The sequence below is a fragment of the Gaetbulibacter sp. PBL-D1 genome (genome assembly GCF_050509525.1).
GTDB lineage: Bacteria > Bacteroidota > Bacteroidia > Flavobacteriales > Flavobacteriaceae > Gaetbulibacter_B > Gaetbulibacter_B jejuensis.
In genome coordinates, this window is record NZ_JBNWKB010000002.1 from 168,064 (window position 1) to 186,502 (window position 18,439).

Consider the following 18,439-nt stretch of genomic DNA (forward strand, 5'->3'; position numbering starts at 1 on the left):
ATGATTTTAACAACCACAAATACCATTGAAGGACATCAAATTATAGATTATTTAGGTTTGGTAACTGGAGTAGGCGTAAATAGTAAAAAAGTATCATTCTCCTTCAGTATGGATAAATTTTATAACTCGTTAGAGCAAAGTATAAACGAAGTAAAAGAAGATGCTTTTCAAAAATTACAACAAAATGCAATCAATTTAAAAGCAAATGCTGTAGTTGGAATACATTTAGACATAGAAACATTTCCTAACACAACAGCCATAATAGTTTCAGTAACAGGAACCGCAGTTTCTGTGGCTTAATTCAATTTTTGGTACAATTACTGTAACAATAACGTTTTTATAACATCTTTACTATAATAGTACACGTAAATATAATAAAACACATACACATGAAAACGTTTATAACCATTGCATTTATAGCATTAACTTCAATTATAACAGCACAAAATCCTAAAGAAAAAGGAGTAGGAGATTTTACCGAAGTAAAAGTTTTTGATAGGATAGAAGTGAATTTAGTTAAATCAGACGTTAACAAAGTTGAAATCACAGGTGATGATATTGATGATGTAGAAGTTATCAATAAAGATGGAAAACTTAAAATAAGAATGAAGTTTAATAAAATCTTTAATGGTGACAGAACATTTGTTGCTGTACATTACACTAAGTTAGATATTATTGATGGTAACGAAGGTGCTTTTATTTCTTCAAATGAGCTTATAAAACAAGATTATATAGAACTGAAATCTCAAGAAGGTGCTCGACTTAAAATAGGATTGGATGTTAAAAAAGTTGACATCAAAGCAGTTTCTGGTGGAGTAGTTGAAACCAGAGGAAAAGCCGAATCTCAAGATATAGTACTTAACACAGGAGGTGTTTATGAAGGTAAAGCTTTCGAGACCCAAAATACTACTGTAAGTATTAAAGCAGCTGGTGAAGCTGATGTTAATGCATCTAAATTAGTTGATGCTAAAGTTAGAGCAGGAGGAGATGTAAATATTTATGGAAGTCCTGCTACAGTAAACGAAGACACAATGTTAGGTGGAAGAATTAAACGTATGAACTAATTAATACGTCTTTTTTATTAGCTTTGTAGGAAACTTATTTCCTATATGTTTGATGATATTTTAGCTGCAATTCCCTTCGGAATAATCCTAGCATTCACTATTGGTCCAGTATTTTTTGTACTGCTAGAAACTAGTGCTACCAAAGGATTTAAAAGCGCTTTAGTATTTGATTTTGGAGTTATTTTCGCTGATATTGTTTTTATCCTAGTCGCTTTTTATAGTACCAATAAGCTTATCGATAAGATAAAAGACGATCCTAATTTCTTAATTTTTGGTGGAGCTCTTTTAGTGGTTTATGGTGTTATTTCTTTTATAAAAACATCAAAATCCTTCCGCACAATCGTTAGAGAATATCATAAAGTTGAAATGCCTAAAAATGCATATGGTAAATTATTCATTAAAGGATTTTTACTCAATTTTATTAATATAGGAGTACTTTTAGGATGGTTAGGATTTATCGTTATTGGAAGTTCTATTACCGAATCTGAAAATGGAGTTACTGTTTTTATAGCTACAATGCTTACCGTTTATTTTCTTGTAGATTTAGTAAAAATAGCTATCGCAAAAAGATTACGTAACAAATTAACACCAAGACTCATTTACAAAACTAAAAAAATCATTGCTTTAGTGATTTTAGGTTTTGGTGTATTATTATTAGTTCAAGGCATATTTCCTAAAGGAAAAGAACGCATTCAAGAAGAAATTGAACATAGGCTATAAAAAAAACCTCCAAGTAATACTTGAAGGTTTTTGAGGCGTCAAGCGGATTCGAACCGCTGTAGAAGGTTTTGCAGACCTCTGCCTAGCCACTCGGCCATGACGCCAATTATTTCTGCGAAAGCAGAACTCTCAATTTTCTTAAATAGAAAATAAGAGTTGGCAAATGTAAAAAAAATAAAGTTTTTACACTATTTACTACTTATTTTTTCGTCTTTCTGTCATTTTTATCGTTACCATTTCTACGTCACCACCTATTGGAGGGTTTAATTTACTTACACAAACAGTAACCTTTTTAACTTTTTTATCTTCTTTTAAAATACGCTTAATGATGCGTTTAGCAACAGTTTCAAGTAGGTGAGATGGTTGTCCCATTTCCTCTCTTACTATTCTGTTTAAAAACACATAATCTACAGTATCACTTAAAGCATCAGTTTTAGCAGATTCTTTTAAATTAGCTTCAACTTCTAAATCTACTCTATAATCACTACCAATTTTTGTTTCTTCTGTAAGACATCCATGGTGTGCATAAATCCTAATGTTTTCAACTTTTATAATTCCCAAAATACTATTTTTTTACAAAGATATATTATTCACTTATTTTATAGTTATTTCCTTTAAATTTGTAGCCCTATTTAGATATATATTATGAGTGACAAATCACTAAATTTTATTGAGCATATTATAGAAGAAGATTTAGCAAACGGATTAGAAGCTTCTAAATTACGTTTTCGTTTTCCACCAGAACCAAACGGTTATTTACACATTGGGCATACTAAAGCCATAGGTATTAGTTTTGGTTTGGGTGAAAAGTATAACGCACCTGTAAATCTTCGTTTTGATGATACCAATCCAGCTAAAGAAGAGCAAGAATATGTTGATGCTATTAAGAAAGACGTAGCGTGGTTAGGTTATCAATGGGAAAATGAATTATACTCTTCAGATTATTTTCAGCAATTATACGATTGGGCTGTTTTATTAATAAAAGAAGGTAAAGCCTATGTCGATTCGCAATCTAGTGAAGCGATGGCAGAACAAAAAGGAACTCCAACACAACCAGGAGTTGATGGTCCTTATCGCAATCGTTCGGTTGAAGAAAACCTAGAATTGTTTGAACGTATGAAAGCTGGCGAATTCAACGAAGGCGATCATATTTTACGTGCAAAAATTGACATGCAACATCCTAATATGTTAATGCGTGACCCAATCATGTATCGTATTCTTAAAAAAGCACATCATAGAACAGGAAACGATTGGTGTATTTACCCAATGTACGATTGGACACATGGTGAAAGTGATTATATTGAGCAAATTTCGCATAGTTTATGTTCGCTTGAATTTAAGCCGCATAGAGAGCTTTACGACTGGTTTAAAGAGCAAGTGTATGAGTATTCAAAAAACACCTATCCAATGCTTCCTAAACAGCGTGAGTTTGCACGTTTAAATTTAAGTTATACCATTATGAGTAAGCGTAAGCTACTTAAATTGGTTGAAGATGGTATTGTAAACGGTTGGGATGATCCTAGAATGCCTACTATTTCTGGTTTAAGACGTCGTGGTTATACACCAGAATCTATCCGAAATTTCATTGAGCGTGTTGGTGTTGCTAAACGCGAGAATGTGATTGATGTGTCTTTATTAGAATTTTGTGTTCGTGATCACTTAAACAAAACTGCACCACGTGTTATGGCAGTTTTAGATCCATTAAAAGTGGTGATTACAAATTATCCAGATGATAAAGTAGAATGGTTAGAGGCTGAAAATAATCCTGAAGACGAACAAGCAGGTTCTAGAGAAGTTCCTTTTTCAAAAGAAATATATATTGAAAAAGCTGATTTTAAAGAAGAAGCAGGAAGTAAGTTTTTCCGGTTAAAACTTGGTGGTGAAGTTCGCTTAAAAAATGCTTACATCATTCAAGCAAATGAGGTTGTAAAAGATGCTAACGGAAACATTACCGAAGTACATTGTACTTATGATACTGATACGTCTAAAAAAGTAAAAGGAACACTACATTGGGTATCAATTAAGCATGCTGTTGAAGCTGAAGTTAGAGAATATGATCGTTTGTTTATGGATGAAGCTCCAGATAGTCACCAAGACAAAGACTTTATGGAATTTTTAAATCCTAATTCGTTAAACATTACCAAAGCATTTGTTGAGCCTAGTTTAAAAGAAGCTAAAGTAGGAGATAGGTTCCAATTTCAACGTTTAGGATATTTTAATGTTGATAACGATTCTACATCTAATGCTTTAGTATTTAATAAAACAGTTGGATTGCGTGATACTTGGGAAAAACAAAAACCACAAGAAAAACCGCAACAACAAAACAAACCTAAACCGCAACAACAGCGTAAAGCAATTAATGTTATTCAGCAATTAGGAAAAAAGTACACGAATTACCCAGAAGATAAACAAGCAAAAGTAAAGGCAGAAATTCTTGAACTTGCCAATGAGGTTAGTTATGATGAGTTAGAACCTTTATTTGGAACTGCTGTAAAAAAGGTTGGAACACGCATTGCCGCTATGCTTACTTTAAAAGTGTTATTAGCAAATGGTTTAGAAAAAAACGATGCTATTAATGAGTTTATAGAAAAAGCTTTAGAAGATAAAAATGCATTGTTGGTAGAAGAAGCTAAAGCGCTTTAATAGATAATAAAACAGAAATTGTATTTCAATAATTACTATCTTTAGTACACTAACTAAAACATTTAATTATGGAAATCAATTTTTTAGCACTTTTAGCAGCTGCAGTTTCTGCATTGATAATTGGTGCAATTTGGTACAATCCAAAAGTATTTGGTACAGCTTGGATGAAAGCTGCAGACATGACCGAAGAAAAAATGCAAGGTGCCAATATGGCTAAAATTTTTATCCTTGTATTTATTTTTGCGTTCTTATTAGCCTTTGCTTTACAGTTTTTAACCATTCATCAAACTGGTGCTTTAGGTATGGTTGGTGGCGATCCTAGTCTTGCAAAACCATCTTTTGAAGCATTTATGGCAGATTATGGTACTGCTTTTAGAACCTTTAAACATGGTGCTTTACATGGCACAATTGCAGGAATCTTTATCGCATTACCAATTCTTGGAACCAATGCATTGTTTGAAAGAAAAGGCGCAAAATATATTTTTATTAATGCTGGCTATTGGATTGTTACTATGGCAATCATGGGAGGCATTGTTTGCGGATGGCAATAAATTTTGTAATGAATTATAACATAAAAAGACTGACATAAGCGTTCAGTCTTTTTCTTTTTACATTGATACACTTTAAAATATACAATTCTCAAAACGATTTACCTGATTCGTGGCAAGTACTAACCACGCATGATGTATTTCTCCAAAAACCCTATTTAACTGCTGTTGAAAACGCCTCACCAGATAATATGTCATGGTATTATGTAGGTGTTTTTAATGCTGAAAATTTAGTGGGTATTGCTATCATTCAGCGTGTGCAATTGTATGTTGAAGATATTTTTAGAAACCATAAAGACTCTTGTTTTCAAGAACGCGTAAAACATTATGTTTCTAAAGTACTTAAAGGAAATGTTTTGGTTGTTGGAAACCTTATGCATACAGGACAACACGGTTTCTATTTTAATACTGAAGCCATATCAGAACGTGATTTTCTTTTCTGTGTTTTTGAGGCTGTGTATCAGTTGAAAAAAGATATAAAATCATCAAAAGGAAAAACCATAAGGACCTTAATTTTTAAAGACTATTTTGAAGATGATTCTATTCATTCGTATTCAGAATTGTTTAAAACGAATGCATTCAGAAAAGTCTCGGTTCAACCCAATATGATTATGCCAACGCATAAGAATTGGAATACCTTTAACGATTATCAAACCAGTTTAAATAAAAAATACCGAAGACGTTTAAAAACAGCTCGTAAAAAGGCGAGTGCTATTCAAAAAAAAGAATTAAACCTTGATGCTATTGAAACTCATTCTGAATTGTTATTTAGGCTTTATAAGAACGTTTCTGATAATGCAAGGATAAATACCTTTATACTTCCTAAAAATCATTTCTACACGCTTAAAAAAGAGCTAAAAGACCAATTTAAAGTCTTTGCGTATTATCTTGATGGTACTCTTGTAGGTTTTTATACATTAATTCTGAATAATAAGGTGCTTGAAACCTATTTTCTTGGGTATGATAGTGCACATCAATACAACCATCAATTGTATTTGAATATGCTGTACGATATGGCAGAATTTGCTATAAACAACAAATTTGAACATACTGTTTATGCAAGAACAGCAATGGAAATAAAGAGTTCGGTAGGTGCAAAACCTAAAAACATGTTCATATACTTAAGGCATACAAACGTGTTGTTAAATGCTGCTTTAAAATTGATTTTTAGCCTAATGAATCCAACAAGAGATTGGGAAGAACGTCATCCTTTTAACTAATTCTTAATACTGTTTGGGTTATATTTTTTGTATTTTAAGATAAACTCAAATACTATGGAAACTGCAAAGGATTTAATAACAGAAATATCAGTATTAACGAGAGAAATTGAAACCAATTACCCTGAAATTTATGAGCATTTGGATGAAAACCCAATGACGATTCCTAATATGGAGCATCCAAAAGTCAATAACAAAGCACTTGAGGATTATTTAGAAAGTTTAAAACAACTAATTAATAAACACAAAAAAGCCTCAAAATAACTTTGAGGCTTTTACTTTATAATATAAATAATTAGTCTTCTTTCTTTTTATTTCTAGCTTCTTTCATAGCTTCTCCAATTTGGTTACTTGCAGCAAAACTAGCCACCATATCATTAAGCATATTGCTTCCTGCTTGAGGAGCGTTTGGTAATAAAATTAAGTTACTATTAGTTTCTTCTCCTAACGATTGTAAAGTGTCGTAATGTTGTGTTACAACTATTAATGCAGAGGCTTCTTGTGAGTTAATACCAACGCGATTTAGAACTTCAACAGATTCTTCTAAACCACGAGCAATCTCACGTCTTTGATCAGCAATACCTTGACCTTGTAAACGCTTACTTTCAGCTTCTGCTTTTGCTTTTTCAACAATTAAAATACGTGCTGCATCACCTTCGTATTGAGCAGCTATTTTTTCACGCTCTGAAGCATTAATTCTGTTCATTGCAGCTTTTACTTGAGAGTCAGGATCAATATCAGTCACTAAGGTTTTAATAATGTCAAAACCATACTCTAACATTGCATCATTTAATTCGGCTTTTACAGCAATGGCGATATCGTCTTTTTTAACGAATACATCATCTAGTTTCATTTTAGGCACTTCGGCACGAACCACATCAAATACATAACTAGTAATTTGATCATGTGGATAATCTAATTTATAAAACGCATCGTAAACTTTATCTTTTATTACCATATACTGAACCGAAACTTTTAAGCGCACAAAAACATCATCTAACGTTTTGGTTTCAATAATCACATCGAGCTGTTGAATTTTTAAGCTCAAACGACCAGCTACACGATCGATTAAAGGGATTTTCATTTGAAGTCCAGAATGACGAATGCTTTGAAATTTACCAAAACGTTCAATAATGGCAGCTGATTGTTGCTTAACAATAAAGAAGGAAGAGATTAAAACGATTAATCCGAAAAAAATAATTGGAAATAAGATAAATTCGCCCATAACAAGTTTTTTAATGGTTAGGAAATATTTGTTTACTAATTTAAGTTATATTTTAATGAAGCACCATATTTTTTACGAATTACCAAAGTTTAAATCAAAAAATGATTAGGTTTGTTCATCCCTCAAAAAACAAAATCATGAAAAAACAACTTTTCTTATTAGTAGCATTTAGTATAGCTTTTGTTACAACTGCATTATCACAACACCAACGATATTCTATAAAAAATGGTATAGGAATATATGGAGGACTGACCCAATTTGACATTATTACGGACAACTTTCAAACAGTAAAAGGCGAAGGTTGGATAGGAGGCTTAAGCGCAACGGTCGATTTACCTCATAAATGGTACACAGTTAGTTATAACATTCAATTATCTGAAAACAATGTTGGTGTTTTTGCTAGACCATCAAATGTAATTGCTAATGAAGAAGAAATAGATTATAAATTGTTTACAGCGCAAGTGGCTTTTTTGTTTCACGCTAAGGTTTTACAAGATTACATTACTGTTGATGTGGGACCAATGATTCAATACAATAGCGAATTGGAATTAAAAGATGACAACCACGAAAACTACATTATTGGAAGCTATAACAATCTTTTAGCTAAAGATATCACAGGAATTTCACAGTTTAATGTCAATGGAGCAGTAGGAGCTACAGCAGGCTTTAAAGGGTTTAAGTTAAGAGCGCAATACATTTATGGGTTTACAAACATGCTCAATAAACTTAATAACAATAATGATTTAGACACAACAGGAGGAAACAACAAGTTTAAAGGAAACCAGTCTATGCTTGCCTTTACAGCTATTATTGTCTTCTAAACGATAAAGAATAAAATAAAAAAGCGAGTTGTTACAACTCGCTTTTTTTTACTTTAAATTATTGGTAAGGTTTTGTATACGTTGTACAGTTTCGTTTTTACCTATCATGTAAATAATATCAAACACATCAGGTCCTTGTAAAGCACCAACAAGAGCTAGTCGTAAAGGCATCATTACTTTTCCAAAACCAATATTGTTTGAAGTTATCCAACCTTTTACAACGGTTTGAAGGTTTTCAACTGTAAAATCATCAACAGATTCTATAACAAGAATAAGTTCTTTCATTAAGTCTAATGAATCTTCTTTCCATGCTTTTTTAGCTGATTTTTCATCATATTCAGTAGGAGTTACAAAGAAAAAATGACTCAAATCCCAAAAATCACTCACAAAAGTGGCACGTTCTTTAATTAATCCTATTGCTAGTTCAATATACTGTGTGTCAATTTCAGATAATTCAGCTTTAGAATTTTTAAACGTAACAGCTAAATCATAGTTGTCTTGTTCTTGCATATAATGGTGGTTAAACCATTTGGTTTTATCAGGATCAAAACGTGCACCAGCTTTATTAACTTTAGCTAAATCAAACGCTTGAGTTAAGTTTTCTAAAGAGAAAATTTCTTGCTCTGTTCCTGGATTCCAACCTAAAAAGGCTAAAAAGTTTACCACAGCTTCAGGAAAATAACCATCTTCTTTATAACCTCTAGATACATCTCCAGTATTTGGGTCTTTCCATTCTAAAGGAAACACAGGAAAGCCTAATTTATCTCCATCACGCTTGCTTAATTTTCCTTTTCCGGTTGGTTTTAAAATTAAAGGTAAATGAGCAAATTCTGGAGCTTCCCATCCAAAAGCATCATAAAGTTGAATATGTAAAGCAAGAGAAGGTAACCATTCTTCACCACGAATAACATGAGTGATTTCCATTAAATGATCATCTACAATATTTGCTAAGTGATAAGTTGGCATACCATCAGCTTTAAATAATACCTTATCATCTAAAATATTAGTGTCTATCTTAATATCACCACGAATAATATCTTTTAGATGAAGTGTCTCATCTTGAGGCGATTTAAAACGAATCACATAATCGTCTCCAGCTTCTAATTTTGCGTTTACTTCATCTTCAGAAAGTGATAAAGAGTTACTCAATTTTAGCCTGTTATGCCAATTATAGATAAAGGTTTTGCCTTTAGCCTCGTGGTCTTTTCTATGAAAATCTAATTCTTCAGCAGTATCAAACGCATAATAAGCTTTTCCCTCAGCAATTAATCTGTCAGCATATTCTTTATATAAATGTTTGCGTTCGCTTTGTCTGTAAGGACCAAATTTTTCATTCTTTTCTGGACCTTCATCAAAAGGAATTCCGCACCATTCAAGAGATTTTACAATATAGTCTTCAGCACCTTCAACATAACGGTTTTGGTCAGTATCTTCAATACGTAATACAAAAGTACCATTGTGTTTTTTGGCAAATAAGTAGTTAAAAAGTGCAGTTCTTACACCTCCAATATGTAAAGGTCCTGTTGGGCTTGGTGCAAATCGCACACGAACGTTTTTTGACATTGTTTTTAGTTTATGGCTGCAAAGATAGACTAGAGCAGAAGAAAGAACAAAGAAAATAGAATAAAGAGAAAGATAATGCACAACAGTCTCTTTTCTATCTTCTTTTTTCTCTTCTCTTTTTAAGAAATCATTTCACGTGGAACACGTTTATTCATAATTTTAAACCAAAGTGGAGGCAGCATTGCCAAAACCATTGAGGTTGGATAACCATAAGGCATTTGCGGACTCTCATCATGGCAATCTAAAACTTGATATTTTTTAGAAGATTTAAAATGATGATCGCTATGTCTTGTGAGTTCATAAAGCACAATTCTTCCAATAACATGGTTGGAGTTCCAGGAATGAATTTCTTTAACGCGCTCGTATCTGCCAGATTTAGTTTTTAATCGTAGCAATCCATAGTGTTCAATATAGTTAACCGTTTCAAGAAGTATAAAACCTATAATTGCTGCCGAAAACGCAAATATTAAACCTAAAGTTCCAAACAACGCAAACATTGTAAATAAATAGCCTGTTTGAAGCAAAATGTACCAAAACATGTCATTTTTTGCTGAAAAGAACCCTTTTTTGCCGTTTTTTAGCAATTTTAGTTGAATGTTCCATGCATTGCCATATTGTCTAAATACTGAAGTAATCCAAAAAGAATATACGCTTTGATTGTATCTTGCTGTAGCAGGATCTTCAGGAGTTGCTGCATGCAAATGATGTCCAAAATTGTGTTCAATATAAAAATGCATATACAATGAAGGTAACAACAAGGCTTTTCCAATAAAACGCTCGTTGGTGGATTGTCTGTGACCAAGTTCATGAGCCACATTTATACCATTAACTCCCAAAACAATACCAACAGAGAGTATTAAACCTACAAATTCATAAGTTTCAATTGTTGAGGTTGTCGCTTCATAAATTCCAAAGAAGAGTAGGCCATATACCAAAGGAAGATTAAGATACAGTAACCAATCAAAAAGTTTACGTTTTAGTTTACTATCAACTTCTTGTGAAGATAAATTATGCGTATCAACAGGAAACACTAGTTCTAGCAAAGGAATAATGACAAAGGCAAAAACAGGAGTTAAGTAAGAAAAATATCCTTTTAAGTAGATGCCAATACACGCAACAATTGGAATTGAAAAAGCAGCTAAGTATTTAAAATCTTTCATAACAAAAGCAAAATGTTAGTCTTAAATTTAATACATCTTCTCGAAATTAACAGAATCTTACCAAAATTTAAGCATTTACAGACCAAAATAAATTTTATATTAGTAAGTTATTTAACCGTATGGCAAGTCATTTTAAAGAAATACAAGCTAAGCTAGAGCAATTTATTAGGCGATTTTACACTAATGAGTTGTTAAAAGGCATTATTTTATTTTTTGCCATTGGCTTGTTGTATCTTTTATTTACCCTTTTTGTTGAATATGTACTTTGGTTGAACCCTACAGCACGAACTGTTTTATTTTGGTTGTTTGTTGCGGTAGAGATTGGACTTTTTGCAAAGTTCATTGCCATTCCTTTAGCGAAACTGTTTAAACTTCAAAAAGGTATTAACTATGAAGACGCTTCAAAAATTATAGGAAACCATTTTCCTGAAGTAAATGATAAGTTGCTTAACGTGCTTCAGCTAAAACAGCATGCTGCAGACTCTGAATTACTATTGGCTAGTATTGAACAAAAATCTGCCGAATTGAGCCCAATTCCGTTTAAATTGGCAGTTAATTTCAAGAAAAACGCCAAATATCTAAAATATGCAGCCATACCAATTGCTATTTTGTTGCTCTCTTACGCAACAGGAAAACTAAATTGGTTTAGCGATAGCTATGAACGTGTGGTGAATTACAATGTGGCGTATGAGCCACCTGCACCTTTTCAGTTTTTTGTTGTTAATGAAGATTTAAATGCTATTGAAAACAAAGATTTTAAACTTCTGGTTTCTACTATAGGAAAAGTAATCCCTGAAAACGCTCAAATAAAATACAACAACGAAACTTATTTTTTACAGCAAACAGCTCCAGGACAATTTGAGTATGTGTTTACCCAACCAAAAGATAAAATAGAATTTAATTTATCGGCAAATAATGTTAACTCTAAAACATATAGTTTAAATGTGGTAAACATCCCTAAGCTGGTGAATTTTGAAATGGTTTTAGATTATCCTTCGCATACCAAAAAAGCTGATGAAACCCTTAAAAGTACAGGTTCTACAACAGTTCCAGAAGGGACTAACGTTACTTGGAAAGTCAATACTAAGTCCACAAATACAGTAGCACTCTACGCGCAAGATACTATACAGTTTAAGCCTTTAGACAATGGAAATTTTGAAGCTAATAAACGCTTGTACAACAATTTAGAGTACAGTATTAGCACAAGTAATGATGCGTTGAAAGATTACGAAAATTTAGCGTTTTCAATTAATGTGATTAAAGACGATTATCCTGAGTTAACATTAAAGGTTGAAAAAGATTCAATTGATAACCAATCCTTGTATTTTTTCGGACAGGTTAGTGACGATTATGGATTGAGCAAACTGCAGTTGGTGTATTACCCTTCAAATGATGATAGTGATAAAAAGACCGAAACTATTCCTGTTAGCTCATCTAATTTTGACGAGTTTGTAAGTGCGTTCCCAAACCAACTACAACTTACCGAAGGTGTCGATTATGATCTATATTTTCAGGTGTTTGATAACGATGCAATCCATAATTACAAAAGCACTAAAAGTTCGGTGTTTAGTTATAGAAAGTTGACTAAAGATGAAGAAGAGCAAAAGCAATTAGAGGAGCAAAACGAAACCATAAAAGACTTAAACAATTCTTTTGAAAAACTGAAAGATCAGGATAAGAAACTCGAAGAAATTTCAAAAAATCAAAAGGAAAAAGAAGAGCTCAATTTCAACGATAAAAAGAAACTCGAAAACTTTTTAAAACGTCAAAAAGAGCAGGAGCAATTGATGCAAAACTTCAATAAAAAACTTCAAGATAACCTTGAGGAATTTCAAAATGAAGAACAAGATCAATTTAAAGAAGACCTTCAAAAACGTTTAAACGAAAACGAGCAACAACTTAAGGAAGATGAAAAATTACTTGAAGAATTAGAAAAACTTCAGGACAAAATTCAAAAGGAAGAGCTTACAGAAAAACTAGAAGAACTCGCTAAGCAAAACAAAAATAAACAACGTAGCTTAGAACAACTTTTGGAGTTGACCAAGCGCTATTATGTGGCTAAAAAAACCGAGAAACTTCAAAAGGAATTAGAAAATCTTGCTGAAGAACAAGATAAATTATCTAAGCAAGATGAAGAAAACACTAAAGAAGCTCAAGATGAATTAAATAAAGCTTTTGAAGAGTTTCAAGAAGAGTTAGAGGAGTTAAAAAAGGAAAACGAAGACCTTAAAAAACCATTTGCTATTCCTGATGATAAAGCTACTGAAGAAAGCATTAAAAAAGACCAGCAAGAAGCTTCTGAACAATTAGAGCAGCAAGAACAAAACGAACAACAAGGCGATAAACAAAACTCGCAAGAAAACCAAAATAACGCACAGCAAAGCCAAAAGAAAGCTTCAGAAAAAATGAAGCAAATGAGTGCAAAAATGATGCAGTCTATGATGTCTGGTAGTGGAGAGCAGCTTTCGGAAGATGCGGCAATGCTTCGTCAAATTTTAGACAACTTAGTGCTGTTTTCATTCGATCAAGAAAATTTAATGAATCAGTTTAGAAGCATCGACATTAACCATAATCAATATGGCAAGCACTTGCGCAAACAGAACACTTTAAGAGAACATTTTGAACATATTGACGACAGTTTATTTGCGCTTTCACTGCGTCAACCAATGCTTTCCGAACAAGTAAATAAGCAAATTACCGATGTGTTTTTTAACATCGATAAGTCTATGTCTCAGCTTTCGGAAAATCAAATTTATCAAGGTGTTTCCACGCAGCAATACACTATAACAGCAACAAATGAGTTGTCAAGTTTTTTAAGCGATGTTTTAGATAATATGGAAGCCCAAATGAATTCCTCTTCTGGTCAAGGTTCAGGACAAGGTTCTGGTCAATCAGGAAGTGGCGGACAAGAAATGCAATTACCAGATATTATTAAGAGTCAAGAGGAACTTAATAAAGAAATGGAAGAAGGCATGAAAAAAGGAGAGAAAGGAAAATCTAAAGAAGGCGATGAGGGTAAAGAAGGAAATGAAGGGAAGGAAGGTGACCAAGGCAAACAAAACGGAAGTCAACAAGGTAGTCAAGAAGGCGATGGCGAAGGGAATAGTGAAGAGTTAAATGGTGAGTTGTTTAGAATTTATCAGCAACAGCAACAATTAAGGCAAGCGCTACAAGATAAGCTAGCTAAAGACGGTTTACAAGGACAAGGAAAAGATTTGTTGGAGAAAATGGAAGAGATTGAATTGGACTTATTAAACAAAGGATTCACCAATCAAACCTTGCAAAAAATGATGGACTTACAGCATCAATTATTAAAGTTAGAAGATGCTACATTTACTCAAGGTCAGGATAATAAACGAAAATCTGAAACTAACGACAAACAGTTTAATAACACCACTACAGACCAAATTCCAAAGGCTAAAGAATATTTTAATACTACTGAAATTTTAAACCGACAAGCATTACCTTTGCACCAAGTTTATAAAAAGAAAGTTCAAGAGTACTTTAAAAAATCAGATGATTAGTTTTAACTACGAAACCCAGTTTCAATTATCCAATGAAACCATTTTTGAACAATGGATAAAAGAAACGATACAAAACGAAGGTTGCAGCTTAGGAGATATCAATTACATATTTTGTGACGATGACTATTTGCATAAAATTAATGTAGAATTTTTGGATCACGATACGCTAACTGATATTATTAGCTTCGACTATTCGGTAGGAAAACACCTATATGGCGATATTTATATTTCCGTAGAAAGAGTAGAAGATAACGCAAAGGATTTTAAAGTAGATTTTGATGTAGAATTGTCTAGAGTGATAATTCATGGTATACTTCATTATTGTGGTTATAAAGATAAGACCGATGAAGATGCCAAGGTAATGCGAGCAAAGGAAGAACAGTACATGAAGGTATTGGTTGATTTACAATAATTTCGCTGTATATTTGCATCCCAAAATTTTGAACAGAATCTAAATTGTTTCACGTGGAACACTATGAGTTTATTTAAAGATACATATGATGTTATAGTTGTAGGAGCAGGTCATGCAGGTAGTGAAGCTGCTGCTGCTGCTGCCAATATGGGTGTAAAAACTTTATTGGTAACTATGAACCTTCAAAACATTGCACAAATGTCTTGTAATCCCGCAATGGGAGGAATTGCTAAAGGTCAAATTGTAAGAGAGATTGATGCGCTTGGAGGTTATAGTGGTATTGTTAGCGACCGTACAGCTATTCAGTTTAAAATGCTTAACAAATCAAAAGGACCTGCAATGTGGAGTCCACGTGTTCAAAGTGACCGAATGCGTTTTGCTGAAGAGTGGAGAAACCTGTTAGAGCAAACTCCTAATTTAGATTTTTATCAAGAGATGGTGTCTGGTTTGTTAATGGAAGGAGATAAAGTTGTTGGTGTAAAAACATCTTTAGGTTTAGAAATTAAAGCTAAAAGCGTTGTGCTAACTAATGGTACTTTCTTAAACGGACTTATCCATATTGGAGATAAAAATTTTGGAGGAGGAAGAGCAGGTGAACGCGCTGCAACAGGAATTACTGAACAGCTGGTTGATTTAGGTTTTGATTCTGGCAGAATGAAAACAGGAACACCTCCTCGTGTTGATGGACGTTCATTAGATTATTCAAAAATGGTAGAGCAACCTGGAGATGATAATCCTGATAAGTTTTCGTACTTAGATATTACAAAACCATTAACACAACAACGTTCTTGTCACATGACATATACAAGTCCTGAAGTTCATGATTTGCTACGAGAAGGTTTTGATAGGTCGCCAATGTTTAATGGTAGAATTAAAAGTTTAGGACCTCGTTATTGTCCTTCAATTGAAGATAAAATAAATCGTTTTGCAGATAAAGATCGTCATCAATTATTTGTTGAACCAGAAGGTTGGAATACTGTTGAGGTGTATGTAAATGGGTTTTCTACATCACTGCCAGAAGATGTTCAATTTAAAGCATTGAGTTCGGTTGCAGGTTTTGAAAACGTAAAATTCTTTAGACCAGGTTATGCTATAGAATACGATTATTTTCCACCAACGCAATTAAAGCACACGCTAGAAACTAAGCTCGTAAGTGGTTTATATTTTGCAGGACAAATTAATGGAACCACAGGTTACGAAGAAGCTGCGTCGCAAGGGTTAATGGCAGGAATAAATGCTGCTTTAAAAGTTCAAGAAAAGGATGCTTTTACCTTAAGTAGAAGTGAAGCCTATATAGGTGTTTTGGTTGACGATTTAATTACAAAAGGTACTGAAGAGCCTTATAGAATGTTTACCTCAAGAGCTGAATACAGAACGCTACTTAGACAAGATAATGCCGATTTTAGATTAACTCCAAAATCATTTGAGATTGGTTTAGCAACTCAAGAACGCATGAAGCAGATGGAAAACAAGAAGGAGCAATCTGAAGCTTTTGTGTCGTTTTTTAGAGAAACTAGTGTAAAGCCTGAAGAAGCAAATCCTGTACTTGAAGCTAAAGATTCTTCGTTGATGAAACAGTCAGATAAGATGTTTAAAATCTTTTCAAGACCAAATATTACTATTGAAGACATGCGTCAATTTGAAGCTGTTGAAGCATACATCCAAGAACATAATTTGAATAATGAAGTGATTGAACAAGCCGAAATTCAAATTAAATATTCAGGATACATAGAGAAAGAAAAGAACAATGCTGATAAATTAAATAGGCTAGAAGGGATTAAAATTCCAGCTAATTTTGACTATTCTAAACTTAAATCTATGAGTATGGAAGCAAGAGAAAAATTGAATAAAATTCAGCCTGTAACCATATCTCAAGCTTCAAGAATTAGTGGAGTTTCTCCTAGTGATATTTCGGTGCTTTTAGTTTATATGGGTAGATAGAATGAGAGAAATTGTATTAAAACAACATATTTCTATTGTATCAAAAGTTATATTCTTAATTCCTTTCTTGTTTGTATCTGTTGTTTTATCAATTTTCCACCCTATGTTTTCTTTTGCAATTATCATAGGAGCTTTGCTTTTTGTATTTAATTATGACTACTTGATAAAAGCGAATTTTGACAGTTATATTAGGTTTGGTTTTTTCAATTTAAGGCTTGTCAAACTTAAGATAAAAATCATTCAACCAGAATATATTTCATTGTTTAAGCAGCGATATAAAACAGTAATGGGTTTTGGTTTTCACACGCCTTTTGGTGAAGATAAGTTTGAAATGTATTCAATTAAATTTTTTAATAAAGAAGGAAATCAAACCGTTTTTAAATCTTTTAATAAAGCTGAAGTTTTAACTTTAGGTAAAGATTTATCTAACATGCTAAATGTTGAATTGTATAATACTTTAATTTAAGTTCCACGTGGAACACTTTTATTAATTTCTTTATTTTGTCATTCTGAACTTGATTCAGAATCTATTTTAAAATGAATAAAAAACCAACATATTTAACTGTAAAAGACCATTCGGTTTCTGGTGAAGATTTTCAATTAGTGCATAATCAAGAATTGGATATGTTGGAAACAATTCCTCAACCTAGTGCAAATACACTTTCTGAATATTACAAAAGTGAAGACTATATTTCGCATACCGATTCTAAAAGAAATTGGTTTGAAAAAGCATATCATTTTGTAAGAGGAATGGCTTTGAAACGAAAATTAACGTTGATTAATTCGTTTCCAGTTTCAGGAAAAATTATTTTAGATGTTGGTTGTGGTACAGGAGATTTTTTGCAAACCGCAAAAAACAATTCTTGGAATGTTTATGGTATTGAACCAAACGAAAAGGCAAGAGCGATTGCAAATTCAAAAACAAAAAATCAAGTTTTTGATACTAATACTTTGCAGGAATTTGAATCAGGAACTTTTGATGTTATTACACTTTGGCATGTACTTGAACATTTACCAAATTTAGAAACCGAAATACAAAACTTAAACAGACTTTTAAAACCCGAAGGAAGACTTGTAATAGCAGTTCCAAATTTTAAAAGTTATGATGCAAAACATTACAATGCATTTTGGGCAGCTTATGATGTGCCTAGACATCTTTGGCATTTTTCGCAAACATCAATCTCAAAATTATTTTCAAAAAACAATTTAGAAATTGAAAAAACCTTGCCAATGACATTTGATGCATTTTATGTAAGCTTACTTTCTGAGCAATATAAATCAGGATCCAAAAATCCATTAACAGCTTTTTGGGTAGGATTACAATCTAATTTAAAAGCAAAACGCACTGGAGAGTATTCTTCGCTTATTTATGTGCTTAAAAAGAGCTAAAACGCATTTTAAGGCGTTTTAAGCGTTTTTGTTATTTGTGTCCTTGTCGTTTATTGGCCTTTTTTTAAATCGTTATTACACGCTTTTATATAAAGCCGTTTTTTATAACTAAAATGAATTAATCGTTAATGAAGTATTATTTTTATTAATATGTTCATTTTTTAAGATTTCAGGTCTCAACTTTATTACATTTGCAAAAAATTAAAAACTTT

General features: G+C 32.5%; 17 protein-coding genes and 1 tRNA gene. 13 read left to right on the forward strand and 5 right to left on the reverse strand.

Going from position 1 to position 18,439, the window contains the following annotated elements; all coding sequences use genetic code 11:
• From ACQ0RB_RS02705 to ACQ0RB_RS02715, 3 genes are all read left to right on the forward strand, one after another.
• Nucleotides 1-300: a heavy metal-binding domain-containing protein gene (locus tag ACQ0RB_RS02705; RefSeq protein ID WP_131506405.1), complete on the forward strand. Its 300-nt coding sequence runs from the start codon at nucleotides 1-3 to the stop codon at nucleotides 298-300.
• A gap of 89 nt (nucleotides 301-389) precedes the next feature.
• Nucleotides 390-1,064 carry a head GIN domain-containing protein gene (locus ACQ0RB_RS02710; protein WP_343795275.1) on the forward strand — a complete coding sequence of 225 codons (675 nt, stop codon included), beginning with the start codon at nucleotides 390-392 and terminating at the stop codon, nucleotides 1,062-1,064.
• Between the two features lie 45 nt (nucleotides 1,065-1,109).
• On the forward strand, nucleotides 1,110-1,784 hold the full coding sequence (locus ACQ0RB_RS02715) for a LysE family translocator (RefSeq protein ID WP_129759806.1): 675 nt from the start codon (nucleotides 1,110-1,112) through the stop codon (nucleotides 1,782-1,784).
• A gap of 33 nt (nucleotides 1,785-1,817) precedes the next feature.
• On the opposite strand, the gene ACQ0RB_RS02720 is transcribed toward ACQ0RB_RS02715, so the two are convergent.
• Both ACQ0RB_RS02720 and folB read right to left on the reverse strand, forming a co-directional pair.
• Nucleotides 1,818-1,888 (reverse strand) — tRNA-Cys (locus tag ACQ0RB_RS02720).
• A 91-nt stretch (nucleotides 1,889-1,979) separates the two neighbouring features.
• Nucleotides 1,980-2,345: a dihydroneopterin aldolase gene (folB, locus tag ACQ0RB_RS02725; RefSeq protein WP_129759805.1), complete on the reverse strand. Its 366-nt coding sequence runs from the start codon at nucleotides 2,343-2,345 to the stop codon at nucleotides 1,980-1,982.
• A gap of 84 nt (nucleotides 2,346-2,429) precedes the next feature.
• On the opposite strand from folB, the gene ACQ0RB_RS02730 reads away from it, so the two are divergent.
• From ACQ0RB_RS02730 to ACQ0RB_RS02745, 4 genes are all read left to right on the forward strand, one after another.
• Nucleotides 2,430-4,427, forward strand: coding sequence for a glutamine--tRNA ligase/YqeY domain fusion protein (locus tag ACQ0RB_RS02730; RefSeq protein ID WP_430496310.1), 1,998 nt, complete (start codon nucleotides 2,430-2,432; stop codon nucleotides 4,425-4,427).
• Between the two features lie 68 nt (nucleotides 4,428-4,495).
• Nucleotides 4,496-4,978 (forward strand): DUF1761 domain-containing protein, encoded by a 483-nt coding sequence (locus ACQ0RB_RS02735; protein WP_430496312.1) that lies wholly within the window; start codon nucleotides 4,496-4,498, stop codon nucleotides 4,976-4,978.
• 62 nt (nucleotides 4,979-5,040) lie between these two features.
• Nucleotides 5,041-6,195, forward strand: a complete 1,155-nt coding sequence (locus tag ACQ0RB_RS02740) for a GNAT family N-acetyltransferase (protein ID WP_430496314.1) — start codon at nucleotides 5,041-5,043, stop codon at nucleotides 6,193-6,195.
• A gap of 54 nt (nucleotides 6,196-6,249) precedes the next feature.
• Nucleotides 6,250-6,456, forward strand: coding sequence for a hypothetical protein (locus ACQ0RB_RS02745; RefSeq protein ID WP_131506399.1), 207 nt, complete (start codon nucleotides 6,250-6,252; stop codon nucleotides 6,454-6,456).
• Nucleotides 6,457-6,487: 31 nt separating this feature from the next.
• Here ACQ0RB_RS02745 and ACQ0RB_RS02750 read toward each other — a convergent pair whose 3' ends face one another.
• Nucleotides 6,488-7,417: an SPFH domain-containing protein gene (locus tag ACQ0RB_RS02750; protein WP_129759800.1), complete on the reverse strand. Its 930-nt coding sequence runs from the start codon at nucleotides 7,415-7,417 to the stop codon at nucleotides 6,488-6,490.
• 137 nt (nucleotides 7,418-7,554) lie between these two features.
• On the opposite strand from ACQ0RB_RS02750, the gene ACQ0RB_RS02755 reads away from it, so the two are divergent.
• The gene (locus ACQ0RB_RS02755; protein WP_430496316.1) at nucleotides 7,555-8,238 is read left to right on the forward strand and encodes a hypothetical protein; all 684 of its coding nucleotides are present in this window, start codon (nucleotides 7,555-7,557) and stop codon (nucleotides 8,236-8,238) included.
• Nucleotides 8,239-8,286: 48 nt separating this feature from the next.
• Here the strand turns inward: ACQ0RB_RS02755 and gltX are convergent, their stop codons facing one another.
• Nucleotides 8,287-9,801 (reverse strand): glutamate--tRNA ligase, encoded by a 1,515-nt coding sequence (gltX, locus tag ACQ0RB_RS02760; RefSeq protein WP_430496318.1) that lies wholly within the window; start codon nucleotides 9,799-9,801, stop codon nucleotides 8,287-8,289.
• A gap of 119 nt (nucleotides 9,802-9,920) precedes the next feature.
• The gene (locus tag ACQ0RB_RS02765) at nucleotides 9,921-10,961 is read right to left on the reverse strand and encodes an alkane 1-monooxygenase (RefSeq protein WP_430496320.1); all 1,041 of its coding nucleotides are present in this window, start codon (nucleotides 10,959-10,961) and stop codon (nucleotides 9,921-9,923) included.
• Between the two features lie 119 nt (nucleotides 10,962-11,080).
• Here ACQ0RB_RS02765 and ACQ0RB_RS02770 point away from each other — a divergent pair, with 119 nt between their 5' ends.
• From ACQ0RB_RS02770 to ACQ0RB_RS02790, 5 genes are all read left to right on the forward strand, one after another.
• Nucleotides 11,081-14,485 carry a DUF4175 family protein gene (locus ACQ0RB_RS02770; RefSeq protein ID WP_430496322.1) on the forward strand — a complete coding sequence of 1,135 codons (3,405 nt, stop codon included), beginning with the start codon at nucleotides 11,081-11,083 and terminating at the stop codon, nucleotides 14,483-14,485.
• Nucleotides 14,478-14,897, forward strand: coding sequence for an rRNA maturation RNase YbeY (gene ybeY, locus ACQ0RB_RS02775; protein ID WP_430496323.1), 420 nt, complete (start codon nucleotides 14,478-14,480; stop codon nucleotides 14,895-14,897). The genes ACQ0RB_RS02770 and ybeY overlap by 8 nt, the downstream gene beginning before the upstream one ends.
• Before the next feature lie 63 nt (nucleotides 14,898-14,960).
• A complete protein-coding gene (mnmG, locus tag ACQ0RB_RS02780; RefSeq protein ID WP_430496324.1) occupies nucleotides 14,961-16,838 on the forward strand; it encodes a tRNA uridine-5-carboxymethylaminomethyl(34) synthesis enzyme MnmG in 1,878 nt (625 codons plus the stop codon).
• A 1-nt stretch (nucleotide 16,839) separates the two neighbouring features.
• A complete protein-coding gene (locus tag ACQ0RB_RS02785) occupies nucleotides 16,840-17,304 on the forward strand; it encodes a hypothetical protein (protein WP_262732460.1) in 465 nt (154 codons plus the stop codon).
• Nucleotides 17,305-17,375: 71 nt separating this feature from the next.
• Nucleotides 17,376-18,227: a class I SAM-dependent methyltransferase gene (locus ACQ0RB_RS02790; RefSeq protein ID WP_430496326.1), complete on the forward strand. Its 852-nt coding sequence runs from the start codon at nucleotides 17,376-17,378 to the stop codon at nucleotides 18,225-18,227.
• Nucleotides 18,228-18,439: the final 212 nt, after the last annotated feature.